This window comes from Mycolicibacterium sichuanense (assembly GCF_033741125.1).
GTDB lineage: Bacteria > Actinomycetota > Actinomycetes > Mycobacteriales > Mycobacteriaceae > Mycobacterium.
In genome coordinates, this window is record NZ_JAWQPU010000012.1 from 82,469 (window position 1) to 103,170 (window position 20,702).

Sequence of the window (20,702 nt, forward strand, 5' to 3'; positions counted from 1 at the left end):
CCCATGACCATCACGAAGAACGGCCCGCTGTTCCTGATCTTCTTCGCGGCGCTGGCCGCGGGCGCGGGCAACGGCATCTCCATGGTCGCGTTCCCGTGGCTGGTGTTGCAGCGCAACGGCTCTGCCGTCGACGCCTCGATCGTGGCGATGGCGGGAACGCTGCCGTTGCTGGCGGCCACGCTCATCGCCGGCGCGGCGGTCGACTATCTGGGGCGCCGCCGCGTGTCGATGATCTCCGATGCCCTCTCGGCGCTGTCGGTGGCGGCGGTGCCGGTGATCGCGCTGGTCTTCGGCGTGCAGGCCATCAACGTCGCGGTCCTCGCGGGCCTGGCCGCACTCGGCGCGTTCTTCGATCCAGCCGGGATGACGGCCCGCGAGACCATGCTCCCGGAGGCGTCCCAGCGCGCCGGGTGGACCCTCGATCACGCCAACGGCGTCTACGAGGCCGTGTTCAACCTTGCCTACATCGTCGGTCCGGGCATCGGCGGCCTGTTGATCACCACCCTCGGCGGCATCGACACCATGTGGGTGACCGCAGCGATGTTCGTGTTGTCGATCGTGGCGGTCGCGGTGCTGCGGCTCGAGGGCGCGGGCACGCCGAACCGGGACCACCTTCCGCAGGTGTGGGCGGGCATCGTGGAGGGACTGAAGTTCGTGTGGCGCACGCCGGTGCTGCGCACGCTGGCCTTCGTCGACCTGGCCGCCACGGGCCTGTACATGCCGATGGAGAGCGTGCTCTTCCCGAAGTACTTCACCGACCGCAACGAGCCAGCGCAGCTTGGCTGGGTGCTGATGGCGCTGAGCGTCGGCGGGCTCATCGGTGCGCTCGGCTACGCGGCGCTGTCCAAGTACGCCAACCGGCGCACGGTGATGCTCACCGCGGTGGTGGTGCTCGGCGTGGCGATGACCGTCATCGCATTCCTGCCGCCGCTGCCGGTGATCCTGGCGCTCAGTGCCGTCGTCGGATTGGTGTATGGACCGATGGCGCCGATCTACAACTACGTGATGCAGACCCGCGCGCCCGCCCACCTGCGCGGCCGGGTGGTCGGGGTGATGGGATCACTGGCCTACGCGGCGGGTCCCCTCGGCCTCATCGTGGCGGGTCCGCTCGCCGATGCCGCGGGCCTGCACGCGACGTTCCTGGCCTTGTCGCTGCCGATGCTGGTGCTCGGCGCGGTGGCCATCTTCCTGCCGGCCCTTCGTCACCTCGACGCGGCACCGGAGCACGGCGCTGCGACGTCGCCGAACGCCGCGACCGGGTGACGGCAGTCACGAGGGCGGTCGTTTCACCGCCTACGATCGGGTGATGGACTCCCCGCTGGACTCGCTCATCGCCGAGCTGCCCGAGGGCACGGTGGTCACCGATCCCGACATCGTCGCGTCCTACCGACAGGACCGAGCTCACGACCCCGACGCCGGCGCCGCGCTCGCGGTGGTGCGGCCACGCCGCACCGAGGAGGTGCAGGCCGTCATGCGGTGGGCCACCGCACACCGCGTCCCGGTGGTGCCGCGCGGCGCGGGGACGGGGCTCTCCGGCGGGGCGACGGCGCTGAGCGACGGCATCGTGCTGTCGACGGAGCGGATGCGCGACATCACCGTCGATCCGGTGACCCGCACCGCCGTCACGCAGCCGGGCCTGTTCAATGCCGAGGTGAAGAAGGCCGTCGCCGAGTACAGACTGTGGTATCCACCGGACCCGTCGTCCTACGAGATCTGCAGCATCGGCGGCAACATCGCGACCAACGCCGGCGGGCTGTGCTGCGTGAAGTACGGCGTGACAACCGATTACGTGCTCGGCCTGCAGGTGGTCCTCGCCGACGGCACGGCGGTCCGACTGGGCGGTCCCCGGTTGAAGGACGTCGCCGGCCTCAGCCTGACGAAGTTGTTCGTCGGCAGCGAGGGCACGCTCGGCATCGTCACCGAGGTGACGCTGAAACTGCTTCCGGCCCAGCACCGCGGCTGCACGGTGGTCGCGTCGTTCGCCGACGTCGCGGCGGCCGCGGACGCGGTCGTGACGATCACCGGCAAGATCCGGCCCTCGATGCTGGAGTTCATGGACTCCGTCGCCATCAACGCCGTCGAGGACAAGCTCAAGATGGGGTTGGACCGCAACGCCGCGGCCATGATGGTGGCGGCCTCCGACGACCGCGGTCCGGCCGGCTCCGAGGACGCCGAATACATGGCCCGGGTATTCACCGAAGCCGGTGCGACCGAGGTGTTCTCGACCTCTGACCCCGAGGAGGGCGAGGCATTCGTCGCCGCGCGGCGTTTCGCCATCCCGGCAGTGGAGGCCAAGGGCTCGCTGCTGCTGGAGGACGTTGGCGTGCCGCTGCCCTCGCTCGCCGACCTGGTGGCCGGTGTCGAGAAGATCGCCGAGCAGCACGCGCTGATGATCTCGGTGATCGCTCATGCGGGCGACGGCAACACCCACCCGCTGATCGTGTTCGACCCGTCCGACCAGGCGGAGGCCGAACGCGCCCAGACGGCATTCGGCGAGATCATGGATCTGGCCGTCGGACTGGGCGGCACCATCACCGGTGAGCACGGCGTCGGCCGGCTCAAGCGGCCCTGGCTCGAGGGCTACCTCGGCCCCGACGTGATGGCGCTCAACCAGCGGATCAAGAACGCCCTCGATCCCGACGGCATCCTCAACCCCGGCGCCGCAATCTAGTTCGCCGGGGCCTCGGCGGGTTCGCGACTCGGCCAAGGCTGCGGCAACGGGCGCTTGCGCACGTGCAGCGGCCACCAGAACCACTTTCCGAGCAGCGCCGCCAACGACGGCGTCATCAACGAACGCACGACCAGGGTGTCGAAGAGCAACCCGAGGCCGATGGTGGTGCCGACCTGACCGATCACGATCAGGTGGCTCACCGACATCGCGATCATGGTGAACGCGAACACCAGGCCAGCCGAGGTGACCACCGAACCCGTGCCCGCCATCGACCGGATGATGCCGGTGTTCAGCCCGGCATGGAGTTCCTCCTTCATCCGGGACACCAGCAGCAGGTTGTAGTCGGCACCGACGGCCAGCAGCACGATGACCGACATCGGCAGCACCATCCAGTGCAGCGGTATTCCGATGACGTGCTGCCACAGTAGAACCGAAAGGCCAAAGGAGGCACCAAGACTCAGTACCACGGTCCCGACGATGACGGCCGCGGCCACCACCGCCCTTGTGAGCAGCACCATGATCAGGAAGATCAGGATGAGCGCGGCGACGGCCGCGATGAGCAGGTCGTAGTCGGCCCCCTGCTGCATGTCCACATAGGTGGCCGCGCTGCCGCCGACGTACACGGTCGAACCCTCCAGCGGGGTGCCCTTGATGGCGTCCGCGGCGGCGACCCGGAGCGGCTCGATGTGCGAGGTCCCCTCCTCGGTCAACGGGTCGCCCTGGTGGAAGATCGTGAACCTGACCGCGTGGCCGTCTGGCGAGAGGAACAGCTTGATGCCTCGCTTGAAGTCCGCGGTCTGGAACGCCTCCGGCGGCAGGTAGAAGGTGTCGTCGTTCCTGGCGGCGTCGAAGGCCTGACCCATCGCCGTCGAGTCCTGCTGCAGGGCGATGTTCTGATCCTGCTGGGCCTTCTGCGCCTGGTACTGGTTCAGCAGATATTGCTTCTGGTTCTTCATCGTTTGGATCATCGCCGGCATCACCGACGCCATCTGCGGGGTCAGTTCGGCCATCCGGTTGAGATCCGGCACGATGTCCTGGAAGTCATCGGACATCTTCGCGATGCCGTCAAGGGAGTCGAAGACCGACCGGACCGACAAGCACATCGGGATGTCGTAGCAGTGCGGTTCCCAATAGAGGTAGTTGCGGATCGGCCGGAAGAAGTCGTCGAAGTCGGCGAGGTGGTCGCGCACCTCCTTGATGTCGTCCGAGGTCTTGCTCATCTTGGCGGCCATCTTGCTGGTGACGTCGGCCAGCTGCAGGGTGATCTCGTACAGCTTCTGCTGTGAGTCGATCGTGGTCTGCATCTCATCGGCCTGCTTGAGGGTATTCGCCAGGACGGTCTGCTGATAGTCGTTGTTCATCAACTGACCGGTGCCGCTCTGGCCGACGTTGTAGGCCAGCGAGGCGTGCTCGATCGGCTTGCCGTCGGGACGGGTGATCGTCTGCACCTGAGCGATCCCGTGCACGTGCACCATCGCCTTGGCGATCTTGTCGATGATCAGGAAGTCGGCCGGATTGCGCAGATCGTGGTCGGCCTGCACCATCACCAGCTCCGGATTCATCTTGGCCTCGGAGAAGTGGCGATTGGCTGCGGCATAGCCGACGTTGGCCGGGATGTCGGCCGGCAGGAAGATGCGGTCGTTGTAGGTGGTGTGATAGCCGGGCAGCGTCAGCAGGCCGACGAGGGCGAGCACGACGGCGATGATCAACACCCCGCCAGGCCAGCGAACGGTGGCGGCGCCGACGCGGCGCCAACCGCGAGACTTGGCCTTGCCCTTGGGTTCCAGCACGCGACCGATCCGGGTGACCAGCGAGATGACGGCGGGCCCGAGGGTCAGTGCGGCGGCCACCACGATCGTCATGCCGACCGCCAGCGGGAAGCCCATGGTCTGGAAGTACGGCAACCGAGTGAAGTGCAGGCACGCCGTCGCCCCGGCGATGGTCATGCCCGAGGCGAGCACCACGTGCGCCGTGCCGTGGAACATGGTGTAGTAGGCCGACTCTCGATCCTCGCCAGACCGCCTGGCCTCCTGGTAGCGGCCGATCAGGAAGATCGCATAGTCGGTGGCCGCCGCTATGGCGAGGGTCACCACCATGTTCGTCGCGAACGTCGTCAGCTTGAAGACGTCGTAGAAGCCGAGGAACGCAACGATGCCGCGGGCCGAGAGCAGCCCGACCACCACCATCGACATGGTGATCACCACCGTGACGACGGAGCGATAGACGAGCAGGAGCATGACGATGATGACGGCGAACGTCAGGCCCTCGATCGTCTTCATGCTGGCATCGCCGACGGCGTTCTGGTCGGTCGACGTCGCGGCCGGCCCCGTCACGTACGCCTTGACGCCCGGGGGTGCCGGTTCGGCGTCGACGATGTGCCGCACGGCCTCCACGGATTCGTTGGCCAGCGCCTCGCCCTGGTCACCGGCAATGTACACCTGGACGTAGGCGGCCTTGCCGTCGATGCTCTGCGCGCCGGCCGCGGTCAGGGTGTCACCCCAGAAGTCCTGGACGTGCTGCACGTGCTGGGTGTCGGCTCGTAGCTTGCGCACCATGTCGTCGTAGAAGGCGTGCGCATCCGCACCGAGGGGGTCCTCACCCTCGAGGACGATCATCAGCGAGCTGTTGGTCTTGTACTCGCCGAACACCTCACCGACGCGTTTGGTCGCGATCAGCGCCGGAGCGTCCTTGGGACTCATCGACACCGCCCGCAACTTCCCCACCTCTTCGAGCTGGGGCACGGCGGTGTTCAGCAGCGCGACGATCGCGACCCACACCAGGACGATGGGGATGGCGAAGGCTCGGATGAAGCGTGGGAGCCCGGGGCGGGCGGCGTGGCGCGCGGTGGGAATGGCGTCCGTCGGGGTGTCGTCGACGGCGTCACCGGCACCGGACCGTTTGAAGATGCTCATGCGGCCTTCACCAGGCAGTACGTCGCGGCATTCACGCCCTCGGCCGTCCTTTCGTCCTTCACCACGTGATCCACGGTGACTCTGCAACCGATCGATTGGCCGTCGCCTTGGGCAAGCAGATTGGGCATGACCGACGGCACCGTCGTCGTGAGCGTCAGCGACCATGGCAGGCTGACTTCACCGGTGCGCTGGGGCAATCCGTTGAGGTCGGCGTAGTTGACGATCGCGGTCGACCCCGATCCGAACACCTCGTAGGTCACGACCTTCGGGTTGAACTTCTGGGCGGTGTCCGAACCCACCGGCGTCACCACCGCCCCGTTGGAGCCGAACACCGAGCGGAAGTACGACACGCTCACGGCCCCAACGGCAATCGCCACGACCACCAACACGGGCAGCCACACGCGCTTCAGCACGGCGATCATCGTTGCCGCCCCAGCGGCGTATCAGCAGAGCGTGAAGGCGAGTTGGCCAGCGTCGAGTGACGCGCGGTGACGGCGATCAAGAGTCGAGCCTTTCCGAGTGGACCCGCCGACCAGCCACAGCCGGTCGTGTAGGTAGTCAACCTAAACGCATAAGTGGATAAGCACAATCCACTTATGACGGCGATCACTTAGACTCTTGGACGTGACCGAGGGCGAGACACCCCGCCGAGCACTCCGCAAGGACGCGGAGCGCAATCGCCGGCGCGTGCTCACCGCCGCGCGTTCGCTCTTCGCTGCGCGTGGGCTCGAGGCAACGCTCAACGACGTCGCCCACTACGCCAACGTCGGGGTCGGGACCGTCTACCGGCGGTTCGCCACCAAGGAGGAGCTCCTCGAGGCGATCTTCGAGGACGGCATCGAACAGATCGCGGCACTGGCCGAAACCGCGCTGCAGCACGATGATTCGTGGGCCGGCTTCGTCTGGTTCGTGGAGCAGTCGTGTGAGCTGACGGCCACCGACCGCGGCCTGCGCGAGATGCTCTACAGCAAGGCCTACGGCGGCTACCGCGTCGAGTGCGCCCGGCTACGGCTCGATCCGTCCGTCTCCAAACTCGTGGAGCGAGCCAGGAACGACGGCTACCTGCGGCCCGGCATCGGCCCCACCGACATGCCAATAGTGAGCCTGCTGGCCGGCTCCGTCGTCGAGTGGGCCGGTCAGGTCAAATCCGATCTCTGGCGCCGTTACGTGGCCCTGCTCCTCGACGGCATGCGCTGTCACCCCGGTCAAGACCCGGTCACCGTCGACGCGCTCGAGGACGAGCAAATGGATGCCGCGATGAAGGGCTGGCACCCGGCGGGGTGACCATCCGGACGTGGATCCTCGAAGTCATTGCCGAAACGACAAGACTAGGCCCATGTGGTTGCGCGAACTTCACTCATTGCCACGAATGAGCTAGTTCCCGTGCGGGTCGGCCGAATTGAGCACCGCGACGGCGTGCTCGTAGTCCCCGCGTGCCTCCGAGTAGCGCAAGAACTTGACGTTCTCGACCTGGATCTCCTTGGCATCGGGCTGGTTCTCCAGGATGTCCACCACCTCGTCGACGAAATCCTGTAGCGGCATTGCCCACTCGCTGTCGCGCTGCCCGGGGACCAAGTCGGTCCGCACCGCGGGCGGTTCGAGTTCCTGGAACTCCACCGACGAGCCGGCGAATTGCAGGCGCAACGTCTCGGTCAGCAGGTGGATCGCCGCCTTGGAAGCGTTGTAGCTGGGGGTGACCCGCAACGGGGTGAACCCCAGCCCTGAGGAAACGGTCATCACCGTGGCCGCCGGCTGCTTCTGCAGGTGCTCGATGAACGCGGCGATCAGCCGGATCGGGCCGAGCACGTTGGTGGTGATGGTCGATTCAGCCGACGCCAGGAAGGTCTCGGGGTGGTGCCAATCCTCGATGCTCATCACACCGGCCATGGTGATCAACACGTTCAGGTCGGGATGCGCGGCCAACACCTGCGCGGCGACGGTGGTGATGTCGTCCGGGTCGGCGGTGTCGATCCGGACCGCATACACGTCGGGATGCTCGGCCACGATCCGGTCCAACAGCTCTTGCCGGCGTCCGCCGACGATGACCTTGTTTCCCTTGTCCCGCAGGGCGAGTGCCAGGGTCAGGCCGATACCACTGGTGGCGCCAGGGATGAAGACGGTGTTGCCGGAAATCTTCATGTTGGTTGTCTCCTCAGAGGGTTGGGACATACGGGAACACCGGTGTTGGCTTGGCCGTCACCGATTCGGCGCCCACACCGACGGTGACGGGCGCGTTGAAGGCGAGGCTGAACATCACCTCGGGAGCGTTGTCGATCAGCGAGCGACCGTTGAATCCCGCGAAGCCGAACGCCGCGGCGGTACCCACCGTGTAGGGCAGCACATTCGGAAAGATCAGCCGCGCAACGGTTTCACCGTACCGGTCAGGGTCGTGCGCGGTGCCGTACGCCCCGACACAGGCAGCGATCCGGGCTGCCACCGGCTCACCGTAGGTGGCGTAGTCGTCGCGCGGGACGCCCGCGTTGAGGGCGTCGCCGAGATGCTCGTCGTACTGGGTGAACAGCGGGTGGATCATCGGCAGCCCGACTCGGTTGATCGAGCGCCAGCCCCCGGCGTCGGTGGCCAGGGTGGCCACCGCCCACATCCCGATCCGGTTGTCCGCACGACGCGGAGTGAACTCGGCATCGGGTAGCTCGAGCACGAGCGAATGTACCGTCGCGCCGGCGAACAGGTTGGCGCGGCGCTCCGACGCCCCCAACCAGGCGTCGATGGTGGTGCCGTCTAGCAACGCGTGCCCAACGGCGTGCAGGACGTCTGCGTCGATCCAGAACGGATCGCCCGCCCGGCCGGCCCACGCCCGAACCCCGCCCGCCGTGGTGACGGCGGTCCCGGTGCACCCATGCAGCAACTCGATCCCCGTCGCCGCCGGCTCCGTGGCGGCGGCGCCGGACAGCCGTTGCACCGAGAACCGTTGCTGCCCTTGTTCTTCCGCGGGAGCGAAGGTCACCCGGTAGGTGAGGTCCTCGACCGCGTCGCCGTCCAGGTCGACCTTGAACTCGTAGCGGCCCTCCGGGTGGAATCCGGGGACGGGGATGTCACCGCCGAACGAGTGGCAGACGTTGATCACCAGGACGGTGCCGGTCTGACCGGCGAACAGGTACAGGTCGGTGATGTCGAGCCGGATATCCTGACGCGCCAGCGGCGAGTCGAGGTGATGCGACATCAGTCGACCCTCCGGGACACCGGGGTGAGTAGCTCGCCGAGGCCGACGCGGTGCAGCATCTCGGCCTTCAGCCGGTCCAGCACGGCAAAGCCGACATCGGCACCGTCCTGGCTGGGGTCGATGTGCACGGAACGGCCGGGCGCCGAACGGCGCGGCCACCACGTCCGCCACCGCGGAGGCGACGGCACCCGGGTCGGCATCGGTCGGCACGATGGAGTTGAATGCCTCCTGCACCCGGGCCTCGAAGCCGGCATAGGGTCCGTCCTCATAGGCGGCTGCCACGGCGCGATCAGCAGGGACTCCCGCATGCGCGAAATGATTCGTGCCCGAGGTGAATGCGCCCGGCACGATGATCGTCGTCTCGATACCCCACAGGGACAGTTCCCTGGCGTAGGAGACGGCGAGCGCATCCATGGCGTTCTTGGCGGCGAAGTACGGCGCGAGATACGGCGGTGTACCACCGGCACAGCTGCTGCTGGATACCCACACCAGCAGGCCGCGGCGGCGCGCGCGCAGATGTGGCAGTACGGCCCGATTCACGCGCTGGGTGCCGAGCACGTTTACGTCGTACAGCTGCGCGAGCTGCTCGGGCGTGAAGGCCTCGGCGGGGCCGTAGACCATGTGGCCGGCGTTGTGGACCACGACGTCAATGCGCCCGCCGCCCGCCAGAATCTCCGCGACCGCGGCGTCGACGGACTCCTGGGATTGCACATCCATCTCCACGATGCGCAGATCGATGCCCTCGGTGCGGGATAGCTCGGCGTAGGCCCGTGCACGGGGCGCATTACGGCCGGCGACATCGCGCATGGAGGCGTACACGGTGTGTCCCGCCCGGGCGAGTGCCTCCGCGATGAGTTGGCCGAAACCGCTGGAGGCTCCGGTGATCAAGACGACGTCATGGTCCATGCGAATGAGCGTGCCTGACCAGCAACCATCTGTCACATGCATATCTATGATGATCTACATGCTCACCACGCATATCGACAGAGTGGACCTGAATCTGCTCACGCCGCTGGTCGCCCTGCCCGAGGAACGCCAGGTCTCCCGTGCCGCCGCGCGGGTGGGCCTGAGCCAGCCGGCGATGAGCCGCGCGCTGCAACGGTTGCGCCGGGTGCTCGACGATCCGCTGTTGGTGCGCGACCCGGACGGCTCACGGCTCACGGCTCGGGCAGAGGACATCTATGACCAACTCACCACGGTCGTCCCTCTGTTACAACATCTGTTGTCGCCCAACGACTTCGACCCAAGTCAGTCCAGCGCGCCGGTCAACGTAGCCGGTAGTGACTACGCCGTGCATACGCTGGGTCCCGCGATCTGCCTGCAGGTGCGCACCCAGTCCCCCGCTACAGCGGTCCGCTTCCACAATCTGCGGCTGGACGGAGTCATCGAGCAGATCCGCAGTGGCGCAGTTGATATCGGACTGTATGGTGGGGACCTACCGCCGGATCTGCAGGCCGAAACCCTCTTCGTCGAGGACTTCGTCTGCGTGCTGGCCCATGATCACCCACTCGACGGTGCCGCCAGCATCACGCTCGACGACTATCTGCGGTTCCCGCATATCGTCATCGACACTGCGGATGGACGGCAGACCGCCGTCGACCGTCCCCTGGCGTCGCTGGGGTGCCCGCGCAACGCCGCCGTCACGGTGCCGTACCACTCGTCGGCACTGGCCCTACTACCCGGAACCGATTTGATCGCAACACTTCCCGCTCGACTGCGCGAGGGTTGGAACGGTGCACACACGCTGCGGGCGCAGCCCGCGCCTACCGAAGTCGCCACCCTGCCGTATCACATGATCTGGAACCGCGTCTTGGACAACGATCATCGGCACGCCTGGCTGCGCGACGTCGTGCGGGCGGCTGCCGGCTAGTCGAGGCCGCGCGGCGGGGTTCGAGGGCACGAGCCAGGTGCTCATCGTCGTCCACTCCTTCCCATGAAGAGATGCATCGGTCTACCGCCGGTCGACGGTGATCCGCCCGTCGACGATGGTCAACGCCAGCCCGCGGAGGTTCTGGATGTCCTTGGTGGGGTCGGCCCCCACCACGAAGAGATCAGCGCGCCTGCCAGGCTCGATGACACCCAGATCAGGGCGCCCGCAGTGCCGCGCCGCAGCACTGGTTCCCGCGACCAGGACCTGGATCGGATCAAGCCCGGCAGCCACCATCAATTTGGCCTCGTCGAGGGTGTTCTTGCCGAACTGCCCACGTCCGCAGAAAGAATCACTTCCCAGCGCCAAGCGCACACCCGCATCGCCGGCCTTCTTCAGATTCCCTCGGGCGGCGGGATGGATCGCGTCGTGGATCCACAGCGTCGGCGTATAGGTGACGTCACCCAGACGCATCACGTCGAACAACGCGCTATCGGTGACCGGCTCGACGGTGACACCGTGCTCGAGGCCGTCGGCACCCGCGTCGATCGCCTCCCTGGCGGCATCCTGCTGGGTGGTGTGGACCGTCACCCGCAGACCCTGCTCGTGCGCGGTCTCGATCCCGGCCCGCAAGAGCTCCAGCGGAAGGCGGACCAACTCGACAGTACGGTCGAAGGCCACGTTCTGCCAGACATACGGCGATGCTCCGCGGCTCTCACACGCGCCTTCGGAGAGCAGCTTGATGGCATCGACACCCAGGTCGGCAAGGCGGCGTACCAGGGCGCGCATCTCCTGGGGGTTGGAAACTTCACCAGTGAACCGTGCACGCGCCCAGGGGTTTTCGGCGAACACGGTCGAGGCGGGGTGCCCATCGCTTGCGGTGATTCCGCAACCGGTGGTGAGCAACCTCGGCCCCTGTAGCGTGCCGTCGGCCAGGTCTGCTCGTGTCTGCAGGATGTGCTCGGTGGGATCACCGACAGACTTGACGGTAGTAACGCCGTGCTGCAGGAAATCATCGAGATGCCTGGGCAGATCATGTTCCTGGAAAGCGCGCAGAGATCCCTCGTCGGTAATCGACCGCACGTCGTAGAGATGTACGTGGGTATCGATCAACCCTGGCAGCACCCAGCCACCGGCAACGTCGATGATCCGGTTGCCACGCCGGGGTTCTGGCGAGACTTCCACGATGCCGCCGCCGGCGATCGCGACATCGCGAAGGCCGTCGTGTACGCGCAGTCCGTCGAAGAGGTGCGCGCCGCGCAGGACGAGATCGACATCGGCGGCACGTTCACGAACGACGGCCACGGTGGTACTCCAATCGGTTGACGGGCGAGGCCGCGCGACCCGGCACGGGCGAATCGCGCCCATTAGGTTACAAAATATTACCTGGTATGCAAATAGCGCCAGGTATTCTTTCCCGATGGCAGAGGTCCGACCGCCGCTCACGTCGTGCCGATACACCGAGGACGCCTTCAGCGTCCTGGGTAAGCGCTGGATGGGCTTGCTCATCGACCTGCTCCTGCAGCGCCCCGCTCGCTTCAACGAACTCCATGCCGCGTTGCCCGTTCTGTCCAAGCGTGTCCTCAGCGAACGGCTCACCGAGCTCCAGTCGGTCGGACTGGTGCAGCGCGACGTCGATCCGGGCCCTCCAATTGCGGCGACGTACCGACTCACCGAGCGCGGCAAAGGACTCGGACCGGTCATGGACGCGCTCCGGGTGTGGGCCGGCGCTCCGGCAGACGCGGACGGCCGACCCATTCCCCCGTCCGCGCGCTGACGGGGCCTACTCGCTCAACCGCGCGGTGCATTAGGTGCAGTTCGCTGTTCACGGGCCGGTAACGCCGAGGCCCGCCATGACAGCTGCTACGTCGCTCAGGCGTCCGGGGCGTCATCGGCTCAAATCAGTACAGGGTCTGCATACTGCTCCTGGCTCTTTCATGTACGCAGAGCACCGCGGCACTTACCGGTGAATCATTACAGGCCAACGTCATCGAGAACCTTGGTCACGAACAACGGATAGGTGAATGGAAGCAAGACCGCGCTTGGATTACCGCCCGAGCCAGGATGAGAGCGGTCAGCGCGAGTTTCCCCAACCGACATCTTGATGAGTAGGGAGGAAATTCACCCGGCCTCGGACCGCGGGCTCGGACCTGGCCTCCAGCAGCCGGCCCCCTTGAGTGACACCACCAGTGTCAGCGTGGCCAGGGACTTGTCACCTTCCCCGAAACGCCTTACACGCACTGGTCTCGGGGTCCCAATGCCGACGAGTTGGTTCATGCGTCGAGGCAGGGTACCTCGAACTCACTGTGTCACCGCAACTCTCGCGGCGGTGGACTCATCAGCGTGGAAAGCGCCCATCGGACCGTTCTGGCGGGACGGCCGAGCAATGTCTCCAGTTCACCCGTCGCGTTCTCGTAGAATCCGTCGGCGACCATGTGCACCAAGGTGATGAGGTGTTCAGCTGCGTGCGGATTTACCTCGTAAAGCGTTGAGCGAATGTGTGTTTCGATCCAGTCGTCGGCGTCTTGCGAAGCGTAGGCCACGGGCCGCCCGAGTACCGCCGCGTAGTCCTCGGCCAGTTGGTACATGTCGATCGCATGCGCACCAGTGAGCGCATACGAATGCGCAACGTGATCCGACGGTTCGGCGAGGATGTTGGCGCACACGGCCGCGACGTCGTAACCCGCGATCGGCGCGATGCGTTTCGTCCCGAAGGGCAGGCGGAGCTCGCCGTCGTCGACGATTGATTGCATTGGGAATCGCGACAGGAGAGGATTCTCGACGAAGACGGTGGCTCGAACATTGACGACCGGCAACCCCGACCAGTCGAGGACTTGTTCGGCGACCCAGTGGGCCCGCTGCTGCGGCGACCATTGAGTAACGTTGGTGCCCAATGCTTGTCGCCGCTGGGCGAGCGGGGCAGTCATCAGATCGAAGGTCATGACCGCCTGCTCGTACTCGGACATGTTGACGAAGACTTCGATGTCTCCTCGTGCCCGCGCCGCGGCGGCCATCAGCATCACCGCATCGGAGTAGTAGCGCGACAAACTCATGCTGAAATACACGCGGCGGCATCCAGCTAAGGCTGCGCTGACGTCGGCGACGTCGAGAAGATCGCCGACGAACACCTCGGCGCCGATGCGGCGCAACGAGTCGGCGCGCTCGTCATCACGCCGTACGAAAGCCCGAACCGGATAGCCCTTGGAAATCATCATTTCGACGATCAGTGGGCTTACCGCGCCGACGTCTCCGCCGGCACCGGTGACCAGGACCGCTGCTTCCCGGGTCATCACGCCTGGCCGCTTGACGTCACGGTGGCCAAGAAGTCGCTGCGATGCTCGTGGATGAAATCGGCAAAACGGATGGGTGGCCGACCGAGCAAGTGGGTCAGCCGGTCGGGGTCCGTCTCGGCCATCGCTCGGAACCTGTCGCCATCCTCACGCCACATCTTGGTCGTCGCCGACAAGTGCTGCACCGTAGTGGTGTCGGCGACCTCGCCCAAAATCGCCAACTGCTGGTTCCATTCGTCCTCTGACAGCGGCTGATAGCTAATCGACTGACATGTCTCACGTCCAATCACGGCGGCGACCTCGGCGTGGCTCATGAGCTCGGCACTGGGGATGAGTGGGGTGCGCTCGTCGCCGAAGAGCTGCGGATCCATCAGGGCCCGAACGCATACTTCTGCGGCGTCCCCTCCAGCCATCCACTGGATGGGAGAGTCACCGTGGTAACTGGCGAACTCGCCCGTCTCCCGGATCGCAGAGCCGAAGAACACGTTGACCATCTCATAGAAGTGGGCGGCGAACTTCAGGGCCACCGCGCTGCGCAGCACACTGGTGATCAGCTCATCGGCCACGTACTGGTCGCGCCCGTAACCGCTTGGGCTGTCGGCCTCGCTCGCCGTTCCCATCGAGCAGACCACGACGTGAGGGTCGCTTCCGACTTCCCGGATCGCCGAGACGAGGTTGGCTGCCGCACCGATCACGCCGGCGGCCACCGGGTGAGCGAACTGCACCGCGCCGACGTTCTCGAGCGCAGGAACCAAGGTGCGACGGTCGGCGAAGTCTCCGAAGACCACCTCTGCGCCTTGCTCCCGCAATGATTGGGCACGATCGTCGTCATGCCTAACCAGCGTGCGCACCCGACGGCCACGCTCCCGCAGCAGCGTGACCACGGCGGCGGCGGTCCCCGTGGCCCTGCCAGTGGCGCCGAATACCAAGATCACGTCGCTTTGACCGTCCTGCTCGCTCACGGTGTCGACTCCCTATCCATCCATGGCGACATGTGGCCAGGCGGGCCGTCGCAGCGTGTCGCGCGGCCCGCGTCCACCGTGTCGCAGCCAGTTACTTGTGGTTCGCAAGTCACTGTGAATGTACTTGTGACGAGTTCACTTGTAAACTTGAAGTATGTCTGCCAGGCGGCCGGGGTCCCGAGATGAACCGCATGCAAGGCGGTCCGAGTGCGCAATCGCCGGTGTCCTCGACATCGTCGGCGACCGCTGGTCGCTGCTCATCGTGCGCGATCTGTGGCTGCGCGGAAGGCTGCGGTTTCAGGACTTCGCCTCCATGGTTGGGCAAGAATCCATCCCCACCAACACCCTGGCCGCGCGGCTTCGCCTTCTCGAAGAGGCCGGGATACTCAACCGCGAGAAATACCAAGACCATCCCGAGCGGTTCGCTTACGAACTAACGAGCAAGGGCAGCGCCCTCGTGCCAGTCCTCGAATCGATGGCGCAATGGGGAGTCGCCCACATACCGCACACCCGCGGGTTCCTCTGAGCAGTCACGGTTTCCGCCATATGGCCGCAGGACGCCGGCGGAAGGGAAACACGCTGAGTCTCCGCTGAGCCAAGTGCGTGATCCATCGGGCGGGCGCCCGTCGGGTGCGAGAAGTCGCAACGCTCGATCTCGGAGATTTCATCGCGCTTCGAGCAATTGCTTCAGGAAAGCGCTCGCCAGGGGACTTGTCACGCGACCTCCACTCGCATCCAGCCGGACGATCACCGGCCTTGCGAAGGCTGGACTCGTCACGCGCGTCACCGACCCCGTCGATTCCCGCAAGATCATCCTGACGCTCACACCCAACGGAGCCGCGGCGGTCGAACGGATCGGTCGTGAGATCCGACCCTCGCTGCAGCGTCGCCTGGACACACTTCCCGGCGACGATGCCGCCAGACTGCTCGCGGCTCTCGAAACCCTGCTGGAATGTGATCCGCCGCAATAGACGTGCTACGGATCCGGCGGGACCTGAAGTAGTTTCCTCGCACCTCGTCGGCGTCATTGACGCTCGAAATCAGGCAATCTAGGTTGTCAATCGTGGATACTGAGCCGAACGTGGACGCGCTCGCCGCGGTGATCTATCAAGCAGTCTCGCTGATCTCGCGCCGGGCCAAGCACCTGCAGGCCGCCGGTGAGTTGACGTTGCCTGAGCGGGTAGCGCTCGCGAGATTGGACCGTGGCGGCCCGACCTCGGCGGCGGAATTGGCACGGGTCGAGCAGATCAGCCCGCAGGCAATGCGCGTGACGCTTGCGTCGCTGGAGTCACGAGGCCTGTTGCGGCGGGCGTCCGATCCGAACGACGGCAGGCGCCAGGTGATGTCGTTGACCCCGGCAGGTGCCGCGAGGGTGCACTGTGACCGCGATGCACGTGCCCAACGCTTCGCCGAGATCCTCACCCAGGAGTTCAGTGTCGCCGAGTTGCGGACGTTGCAACGGGCTGCGCCACTCATCGAACGGCTGGGTGCACGCTTCTAGACGGGTCCAACGTCCCGCGGTGTGGCCCTACGCGTTCAAGGCCGTCTCGTATTTGGTGGAGTCCACGACGTCGGCCTCGATGGGCAGAACCTTGTCCAGCAGGACGCGATTCACCTCCGGGTCGGGATCGGCGACGCAGTCGGACAACACGATCACTCGGTAGTCGAGGTCTGCGGCCGCCTCTGCCGTCGCCACTACGACGCCGCTGGTCGCAATGCCGGTCAGCACCAGGGTGTCGATGCCGCGGGCTCGCAGCTCCTGTTGCAGCGGGGGTGCGCTGAAGGCGCCGACCTCGTGTTTGACGATGACGGGTTCACCGTCGAGAGGTGCGATTTGGGGATCTAGCCGAGTCTCGGGACTGCCGATAAGCATCTCGTTGCCTTCTCGGAAGCGCGCGAAGGCCTTGTCGTTGGGCGAGATGTCGAGATGGCCGGGGGTGAAGGCGGTCGCAACGAAGATGACGCGGACACCGGCGCGGCGGCTGGAACGTTCCGCCTCGGCCGTGCGCGTCAAGGGCTCCTCGGCAGACGCACCGGCCATGTCGGTGATGGCCTGCTGCATGTCCATCACCAGCAGGGCGGTGCGCTCGGGATCGACGGCAAGCGGGATGCCGGGTGAAGCGGACCTTGCGGGCGCCGTGGCCAGGGCAGGCGGCGGTGATTGGGTCGGGGTGTGGCCGCACGCTGAGATCAGGACGGCCAATAGTCCGTAGCGGACGCTGCGGCGAACGACCCGTGTCAGCGCAGTCATGGTGCGGGCGCTGTCCAACCTCGGGCGGCGGAACCACGTCCAGGGTCTGGGGGTGGCATCAGATCGCGCAGGTGCGCGGCGTCGATGACGGTGACGTGTCGGGGGAAGAGGACTCCAGTGAGGAAGGCGTGTGCGGTCGCGTCGTGGTCGGCGCAGCCGTCCCCGACGACGATGACCCGGTAGTCGAGATCCATGGCTTCGCGCACGGTGCTCAGGACCGCCCCGCTCGTGCTGATGCCAGCCAAGACGAGAATCGTGATCCCCCGGGCTTTGAGCTGCTGGTGCAGGTCGGTGGTGCTGAAGGCTCCCACGCGAATCTTGCGGACGATGATGTCAGACGAGCGTGGACTGAGGGCTTCGTGAATCCGGGTGGCCGCAGAATTGGCGTGCAGCTCGTCGCGGCGTGCGGGCGTCACCATGCCCGCCAGGACGCTGGTCGCTGGAATCGCCTCGAATTGCCTGTCGTCCAGCCCCATTCGAACCCATGCAACCTGCCCACCTCTCATACGAACGTCGTCGACCGCGCGTTGAACTCGTGGGAGCGCCGAGCCCGCGGCCGGCAGGCGGTCGACATGACCGACCTGGTAGTCCACGACCACCAAGGCCATTCGGGCGGGGTCGACGCGGATCGGGTTGGTCACCGGGTCACCCCTGCTGATCTGGACGACTCGCTGTCGGCGACCGGTCCAGGGCCACGGGTCAGTGAGCGGTCGAGGACGTTGAGTAGAAGGAACGCGGCGCTGGCTCCGACGAGAAGTACTGCCAGGCGGTGCATTCCGTCGGTATCGGCGCGGTCGCCGTAGAAGCCCGCCTGCGCAGCCGAGGCGGCGATGGCCCCGAGGTAGCCAAAGGACCGCAGCAAGCCGGCCGAGGCGCCGATGTCCTCGGGTGCCGCTTGCCGGTACACCGCGTTCTGAAGGGCAATGCTGTTGAGCCCTTGGGGGAGGCCAAAGATCATCATGACGGCGACGAGCATCCACACCGGGCTCTGCGGGTCCAGCCTCAGCAGCAACACACACGCGAGGAGCTGTGCCAATGCCGCCACGATGAGCTTGCCTCGTATTCGTTCGCGGCGTCCGGTGATGGCCGAGACCACCAGGCCAGTCGCGAAGATCGGCAGCGTCACCATGCCGGCCTGGATGGCGGTGAGCCCGCGTCCGGCCTGCAGCCATTGCGTGACGCCGTAGAGGAAGCTGTAGGACACGACATATGCCAGTAGCGCGCGGGCGTAAGTGGTCAGTAACGGCCGGTTTCCGCCCAGCACGCGCAGGTCGATGAAGGGTTCGCGGCAACGACGCTCCCACACCACGAATCCGGCCGCGGTGATCGCGAGGGTCACCATCAGGTACCAGGCGCCGTCCCGCGGGTTCATCATCATCAGCAGCAGCGCCACCAGTGCACCAGCGAAGAGCACCATCCCGACGACGTCGATATCTGCCCGACGGCCCACCGCCGGGGGCCGTGGTTCATCCTTGGGGAAGCGTCGCCACCCGAGGATGAAGGCCACGCCGGCCAGGGGGATGTTGATCGCCAATGTGGCTCGCCATCCGCCCAGCCCGATCAGCAGCCCACCCAGCGCGGGTCCGATCACGGCGACGGTCTGGGTGGCAATGGCCAGGATGGTCAACACGGTGGCGGGACTGTCCCTGCCGGTCCGGTCGGCCTCGTCGCGGATCAGCCGCATCGCCGCCGGATAGCCTGCGCAGGTGCCAAACCCCAGAAGGGTTCGGGCGACCACCAGGACGGCCAAGTTGGGGGCCACGGTGCCGACGACGCCCGCGAGCCCAACCAGGGCGGTCGCAGGCAGGAACAACCGCCGGGGTCCATGGGTATCGATCAAGCGGCCGACGACCGGTTGGCCGACCGCGGTCGCCAAGTACAGCCCCGAGATCAACCACGCCGTCGCCGACGGCGGCTCACCGAAGGCCACCCCGATCGGCACCAACGCGACCGCCACCACGCTGGAGTTGATCGGATTCAATGCTGCGCCGGTAACCAGCGGCGCGATCAGCTTGGGATTGAACCCGCCGTCGAGGCGCAGGCGCCGTCGAAACCGCCCCGAAACCGACCACTGACCCCGCGTGGCCTGGGTCGTCGATTCATTCATCGCCGGACTGCCCAGTCGCGCGGCGTCCACCGGCCGTTGACGGCACGCCGCACGGCCCCGACGTGCAGTCCATCTCGGACCGTTGTCGCCTCGTGTCTCGACAGAATCCAACACCGCACGCGTTGCCGGAAACTCCGAACATCGCCGTGACTGCATCGGGCATCCGCGTCCGAACATGTTCCGCGACAGCCAAAACCGCTCTGCCACGGCAACGAACCAACATGGCTGACTCCTTCCGCAGCCTCGTGATTGACAACTTAGAATGCGCAATCTAGGTTGTCAATATCGGTCGTGCGCAGGCTAGCGTCCGGTGTCATCGAGTCGATGGAGGGTACGAGGTATGGAAGTCGTCGATACGCAGGTGCACGCCAACGTGCTGGTACCGACGTCACGCTCGCGATCATGGACGCCTTGGGGATCACCGGATTGCTGTTCGACGAATACGTGGGCGCCGACCACGACGGGGCGGCGCCCCACCCGTTCCCCGATCTGGACGTCACGCTTCGCCGCGCGGTGGACGCCTTCGGTCCGCACCGCGTCATGTGGGCCAGTGACTACACGGCCACCCACACGCGGGTGAACTGGGCCGAGAGCCTGTTCTGCATTCGCCACTGCCCATCGCTGTCCGAGGACGACAAGGAGTGGATCCTCGGACGCACCGCCCGAAAGCTATTGAACTGGGCGTCCCCAGATCCCCCGCGCCCGCGGCCCCATGAACGGGGACGAGGTCGGGCCGGGGAAGAGGCAGTCCGCCAAGCCGACAACCACCAGACACGAAGAAAGGACACCCAAACCGAATGAAGACAGCTATACACTTCGTCGACTTCCTGCCCGGCGCCCCCGAGAAACTGGGCCCGACGCTACTCGCCGTGGCCAGGACCGCCGAACAGGCCGGCGCATCGCTGATCACATTGGCTGACCACTTCTTCCAGATGGAGGCCGTGGACGCCCCAGCACAGAACCCATTCCTGGAGGGATACACCTCACTGGGTTTCCTTGCCGGACAGACACAAACGATCGACCTGAGCTTGCTGGTCACCGGAGTCACCTACCGTTACCCAGGCATACTGGCCAAGACCGTAGCCACCCTGGACGTGCTGTCCCAGGGGCGATCCATGCTCGGTATCGGCGCCGCATGGTACGAGCGCGAACATCGGGGTCTGGGCATCCCCTACCCCTCCTTGGCGCAGCGCTTCGAAATGCTCGAAGAAACGCTGCAGATCTGCGCACAGATGTGGAGCCAGGACGACGGGCCGTACAGCGGCAAGCACTACCAGCTGGCCGAGACGATCTGCCAACCCCAACCCATCCGGCACCCACCGGTCATCATCGGCGGTGACGGCGAAAAGAAGACGCTGCGCCTAGTTGTTCTTCACGGGCAGGTTGTGAACGCTGAGGCGTTCGATGGGTGACTTGCCGCCGATGCCGGTGTGGGGTCGATGGTGATTGTAGAGATGGACC

The 20,702-nt window shown here is 66.0% G+C and carries 18 protein-coding genes and 1 pseudogene; 9 read left to right on the forward strand and 10 right to left on the reverse strand.

Translation table 11 applies throughout. The features are described 5' to 3' along the window. Positions 1 to 3: 3 nt before the first annotated feature. Both tap and SBI80_RS25905 read left to right on the forward strand, forming a co-directional pair. Entirely contained in the window at positions 4 to 1,263 is a 1,260-nt protein-coding gene (gene tap / locus SBI80_RS25900; protein WP_318977773.1) for a multidrug efflux MFS transporter Tap, read from the forward strand. 43 nt (positions 1,264 to 1,306) lie between these two features. After that, positions 1,307 to 2,671 carry an FAD-binding oxidoreductase gene (locus tag SBI80_RS25905; protein ID WP_318977774.1) on the forward strand — a complete coding sequence of 455 codons (1,365 nt, stop codon included), beginning with the start codon at positions 1,307 to 1,309 and terminating at the stop codon, positions 2,669 to 2,671. Here SBI80_RS25905 and SBI80_RS25910 read toward each other — a convergent pair. Together SBI80_RS25910 and SBI80_RS25915 are read right to left on the reverse strand one after the other, a co-directional pair. Next, on the reverse strand, positions 2,668 to 5,583 hold the full coding sequence (locus SBI80_RS25910; protein WP_318977775.1) for an MMPL/RND family transporter: 2,916 nt from the start codon (positions 5,581 to 5,583) through the stop codon (positions 2,668 to 2,670). The two genes, SBI80_RS25905 and SBI80_RS25910, sit on opposite strands and share 4 nt — an antisense overlap. Beyond that, on the reverse strand, positions 5,580 to 6,005 hold the full coding sequence (locus tag SBI80_RS25915; protein WP_318977776.1) for an MmpS family transport accessory protein: 426 nt from the start codon (positions 6,003 to 6,005) through the stop codon (positions 5,580 to 5,582). Before SBI80_RS25915 ends, SBI80_RS25910 begins: the two co-directional genes overlap by 4 nt. A gap of 202 nt (positions 6,006 to 6,207) precedes the next feature. Between SBI80_RS25915 and SBI80_RS25920 the strand changes: the two genes are divergently transcribed. Then, a complete protein-coding gene (locus SBI80_RS25920; protein ID WP_318977778.1) occupies positions 6,208 to 6,867 on the forward strand; it encodes a TetR/AcrR family transcriptional regulator in 660 nt (219 codons plus the stop codon). Between the two features lie 90 nt (positions 6,868 to 6,957). Here the strand turns inward: SBI80_RS25920 and SBI80_RS25925 are convergent, their stop codons facing one another. Together SBI80_RS25925 and SBI80_RS25930 are read right to left on the reverse strand one after the other, a co-directional pair. Continuing rightward, positions 6,958 to 7,722, reverse strand: coding sequence for an SDR family oxidoreductase (locus tag SBI80_RS25925; RefSeq protein WP_318977780.1), 765 nt, complete (start codon positions 7,720 to 7,722; stop codon positions 6,958 to 6,960). Positions 7,723 to 7,735: 13 nt separating this feature from the next. Continuing rightward, complete coding sequence (locus SBI80_RS25930) at positions 7,736 to 9,670, reverse strand: SDR family NAD(P)-dependent oxidoreductase (protein ID WP_318977782.1); 1,935 nt, start codon at positions 9,668 to 9,670, stop codon at positions 7,736 to 7,738. On the opposite strand from SBI80_RS25930, the gene SBI80_RS25935 reads away from it, so the two are divergent. Then, positions 9,645 to 10,634, forward strand: a complete 990-nt coding sequence (locus SBI80_RS25935) for a LysR family transcriptional regulator (protein WP_318977784.1) — start codon at positions 9,645 to 9,647, stop codon at positions 10,632 to 10,634. The genes SBI80_RS25930 and SBI80_RS25935 overlap by 26 nt on opposite strands. Positions 10,635 to 10,715: 81 nt before the next feature. Here SBI80_RS25935 and SBI80_RS25940 read toward each other — a convergent pair whose 3' ends face one another. Next, positions 10,716 to 12,140 carry an amidohydrolase family protein gene (locus SBI80_RS25940; RefSeq protein WP_318977785.1) on the reverse strand — a complete coding sequence of 475 codons (1,425 nt, stop codon included), beginning with the start codon at positions 12,138 to 12,140 and terminating at the stop codon, positions 10,716 to 10,718. Between SBI80_RS25940 and SBI80_RS25945 the strand changes: the two genes are divergently transcribed. Continuing rightward, entirely contained in the window at positions 12,127 to 12,408 is a 282-nt protein-coding gene (locus tag SBI80_RS25945) for a winged helix-turn-helix transcriptional regulator (RefSeq protein ID WP_318977787.1), read from the forward strand. The two genes, SBI80_RS25940 and SBI80_RS25945, sit on opposite strands and share 14 nt — an antisense overlap. A gap of 532 nt (positions 12,409 to 12,940) precedes the next feature. On the opposite strand, the gene SBI80_RS25950 is transcribed toward SBI80_RS25945, so the two are convergent. Both SBI80_RS25950 and SBI80_RS25955 read right to left on the reverse strand, forming a co-directional pair. Further along, complete coding sequence (locus SBI80_RS25950; protein WP_318977811.1) at positions 12,941 to 13,921, reverse strand: NmrA family NAD(P)-binding protein; 981 nt, start codon at positions 13,919 to 13,921, stop codon at positions 12,941 to 12,943. Then, positions 13,921 to 14,883 (reverse strand): NmrA family NAD(P)-binding protein, encoded by a 963-nt coding sequence (locus SBI80_RS25955; protein WP_318977789.1) that lies wholly within the window; start codon positions 14,881 to 14,883, stop codon positions 13,921 to 13,923. The genes SBI80_RS25950 and SBI80_RS25955 overlap by 1 nt, the downstream gene beginning before the upstream one ends. A gap of 154 nt (positions 14,884 to 15,037) precedes the next feature. Here SBI80_RS25955 and SBI80_RS25960 point away from each other — a divergent pair, with 154 nt between their 5' ends. Then, entirely contained in the window at positions 15,038 to 15,409 is a 372-nt protein-coding gene (locus SBI80_RS25960) for a winged helix-turn-helix transcriptional regulator (protein WP_318977790.1), read from the forward strand. Positions 15,410 to 15,946: 537 nt separating this feature from the next. Further along, the gene (locus tag SBI80_RS25965; protein WP_318977792.1) at positions 15,947 to 16,384 is read left to right on the forward strand and encodes a MarR family winged helix-turn-helix transcriptional regulator; all 438 of its coding nucleotides are present in this window, start codon (positions 15,947 to 15,949) and stop codon (positions 16,382 to 16,384) included. Positions 16,385 to 16,411: 27 nt separating this feature from the next. Here the strand turns inward: SBI80_RS25965 and SBI80_RS25970 are convergent, their stop codons facing one another. The 3 genes from SBI80_RS25970 to SBI80_RS25980 are packed head-to-tail and all read right to left on the reverse strand — an operon-like array spanning position 16,412 to position 19,241. Then, entirely contained in the window at positions 16,412 to 17,134 is a 723-nt protein-coding gene (locus SBI80_RS25970) for a cysteine hydrolase family protein (RefSeq protein ID WP_318977793.1), read from the reverse strand. Next, positions 17,131 to 17,775: a cysteine hydrolase family protein gene (locus SBI80_RS25975; RefSeq protein WP_318977794.1), complete on the reverse strand. Its 645-nt coding sequence runs from the start codon at positions 17,773 to 17,775 to the stop codon at positions 17,131 to 17,133. Before SBI80_RS25975 ends, SBI80_RS25970 begins: the two co-directional genes overlap by 4 nt. After that, positions 17,772 to 19,241, reverse strand: coding sequence for an MFS transporter (locus SBI80_RS25980; RefSeq protein ID WP_318977795.1), 1,470 nt, complete (start codon positions 19,239 to 19,241; stop codon positions 17,772 to 17,774). Before SBI80_RS25980 ends, SBI80_RS25975 begins: the two co-directional genes overlap by 4 nt. A 402-nt stretch (positions 19,242 to 19,643) precedes the next feature. Between SBI80_RS25980 and SBI80_RS25985 the strand changes: the two genes are divergently transcribed. Together SBI80_RS25985 and SBI80_RS25990 are read left to right on the forward strand one after the other, a co-directional pair. Further along, a complete protein-coding gene (locus tag SBI80_RS25985) occupies positions 19,644 to 20,042 on the forward strand; it encodes an amidohydrolase family protein (protein WP_318977797.1) in 399 nt (132 codons plus the stop codon). Next, a pseudogene (locus SBI80_RS25990) lies at positions 20,039 to 20,647 on the forward strand (LLM class F420-dependent oxidoreductase); the annotation flags it as partial. The gene SBI80_RS25985 and the pseudogene SBI80_RS25990, both read left to right, overlap by 4 nt. Between the last annotated feature and the right edge of the window lie 55 nt (positions 20,648 to 20,702).

Bases quoted from the DNA above. Each gene is read 5' to 3' on its own strand.
- SBI80_RS25925 (WP_318977780.1), bottom strand. From the start codon at position 7,722: ATGAAGATTTCCGGCAACACCGTCTTCATCCCTGGCGCCACCAGTGGT.
- SBI80_RS25970 (WP_318977793.1), bottom strand. From the start codon at position 17,134: ATGACTGCGCTGACACGGGTCGTTCGCCGCAGCGTCCGCTACGGACTA.
- SBI80_RS25915 (WP_318977776.1), bottom strand. From the start codon at position 6,005: ATGATCGCCGTGCTGAAGCGCGTGTGGCTGCCCGTGTTGGTGGTCGTG.
- SBI80_RS25910 (WP_318977775.1), bottom strand. From the start codon at position 5,583: ATGAGCATCTTCAAACGGTCCGGTGCCGGTGACGCCGTCGACGACACC.
- SBI80_RS25950 (WP_318977811.1), bottom strand. From the start codon at position 13,921: ATGACCCGGGAAGCAGCGGTCCTGGTCACCGGTGCCGGCGGAGACGTC.
- SBI80_RS25945 (WP_318977787.1), top strand. From the start codon at position 12,127: ATGGGCTTGCTCATCGACCTGCTCCTGCAGCGCCCCGCTCGCTTCAAC.
- SBI80_RS25980 (WP_318977795.1), bottom strand. From the start codon at position 19,241: ATGAATGAATCGACGACCCAGGCCACGCGGGGTCAGTGGTCGGTTTCG.
- SBI80_RS25985 (WP_318977797.1), top strand. From the start codon at position 19,644: ATGGACGCCTTGGGGATCACCGGATTGCTGTTCGACGAATACGTGGGC.
- SBI80_RS25960 (WP_318977790.1), top strand. From the start codon at position 15,038: ATGTCTGCCAGGCGGCCGGGGTCCCGAGATGAACCGCATGCAAGGCGG.
- SBI80_RS25905 (WP_318977774.1), top strand. From the start codon at position 1,307: ATGGACTCCCCGCTGGACTCGCTCATCGCCGAGCTGCCCGAGGGCACG.
- SBI80_RS25940 (WP_318977785.1), bottom strand. From the start codon at position 12,140: ATGAGCAAGCCCATCCAGCGCTTACCCAGGACGCTGAAGGCGTCCTCG.
- SBI80_RS25930 (WP_318977782.1), bottom strand. From the start codon at position 9,670: ATGGACCATGACGTCGTCTTGATCACCGGAGCCTCCAGCGGTTTCGGC.
- tap (WP_318977773.1), top strand. From the start codon at position 4: ATGACCATCACGAAGAACGGCCCGCTGTTCCTGATCTTCTTCGCGGCG.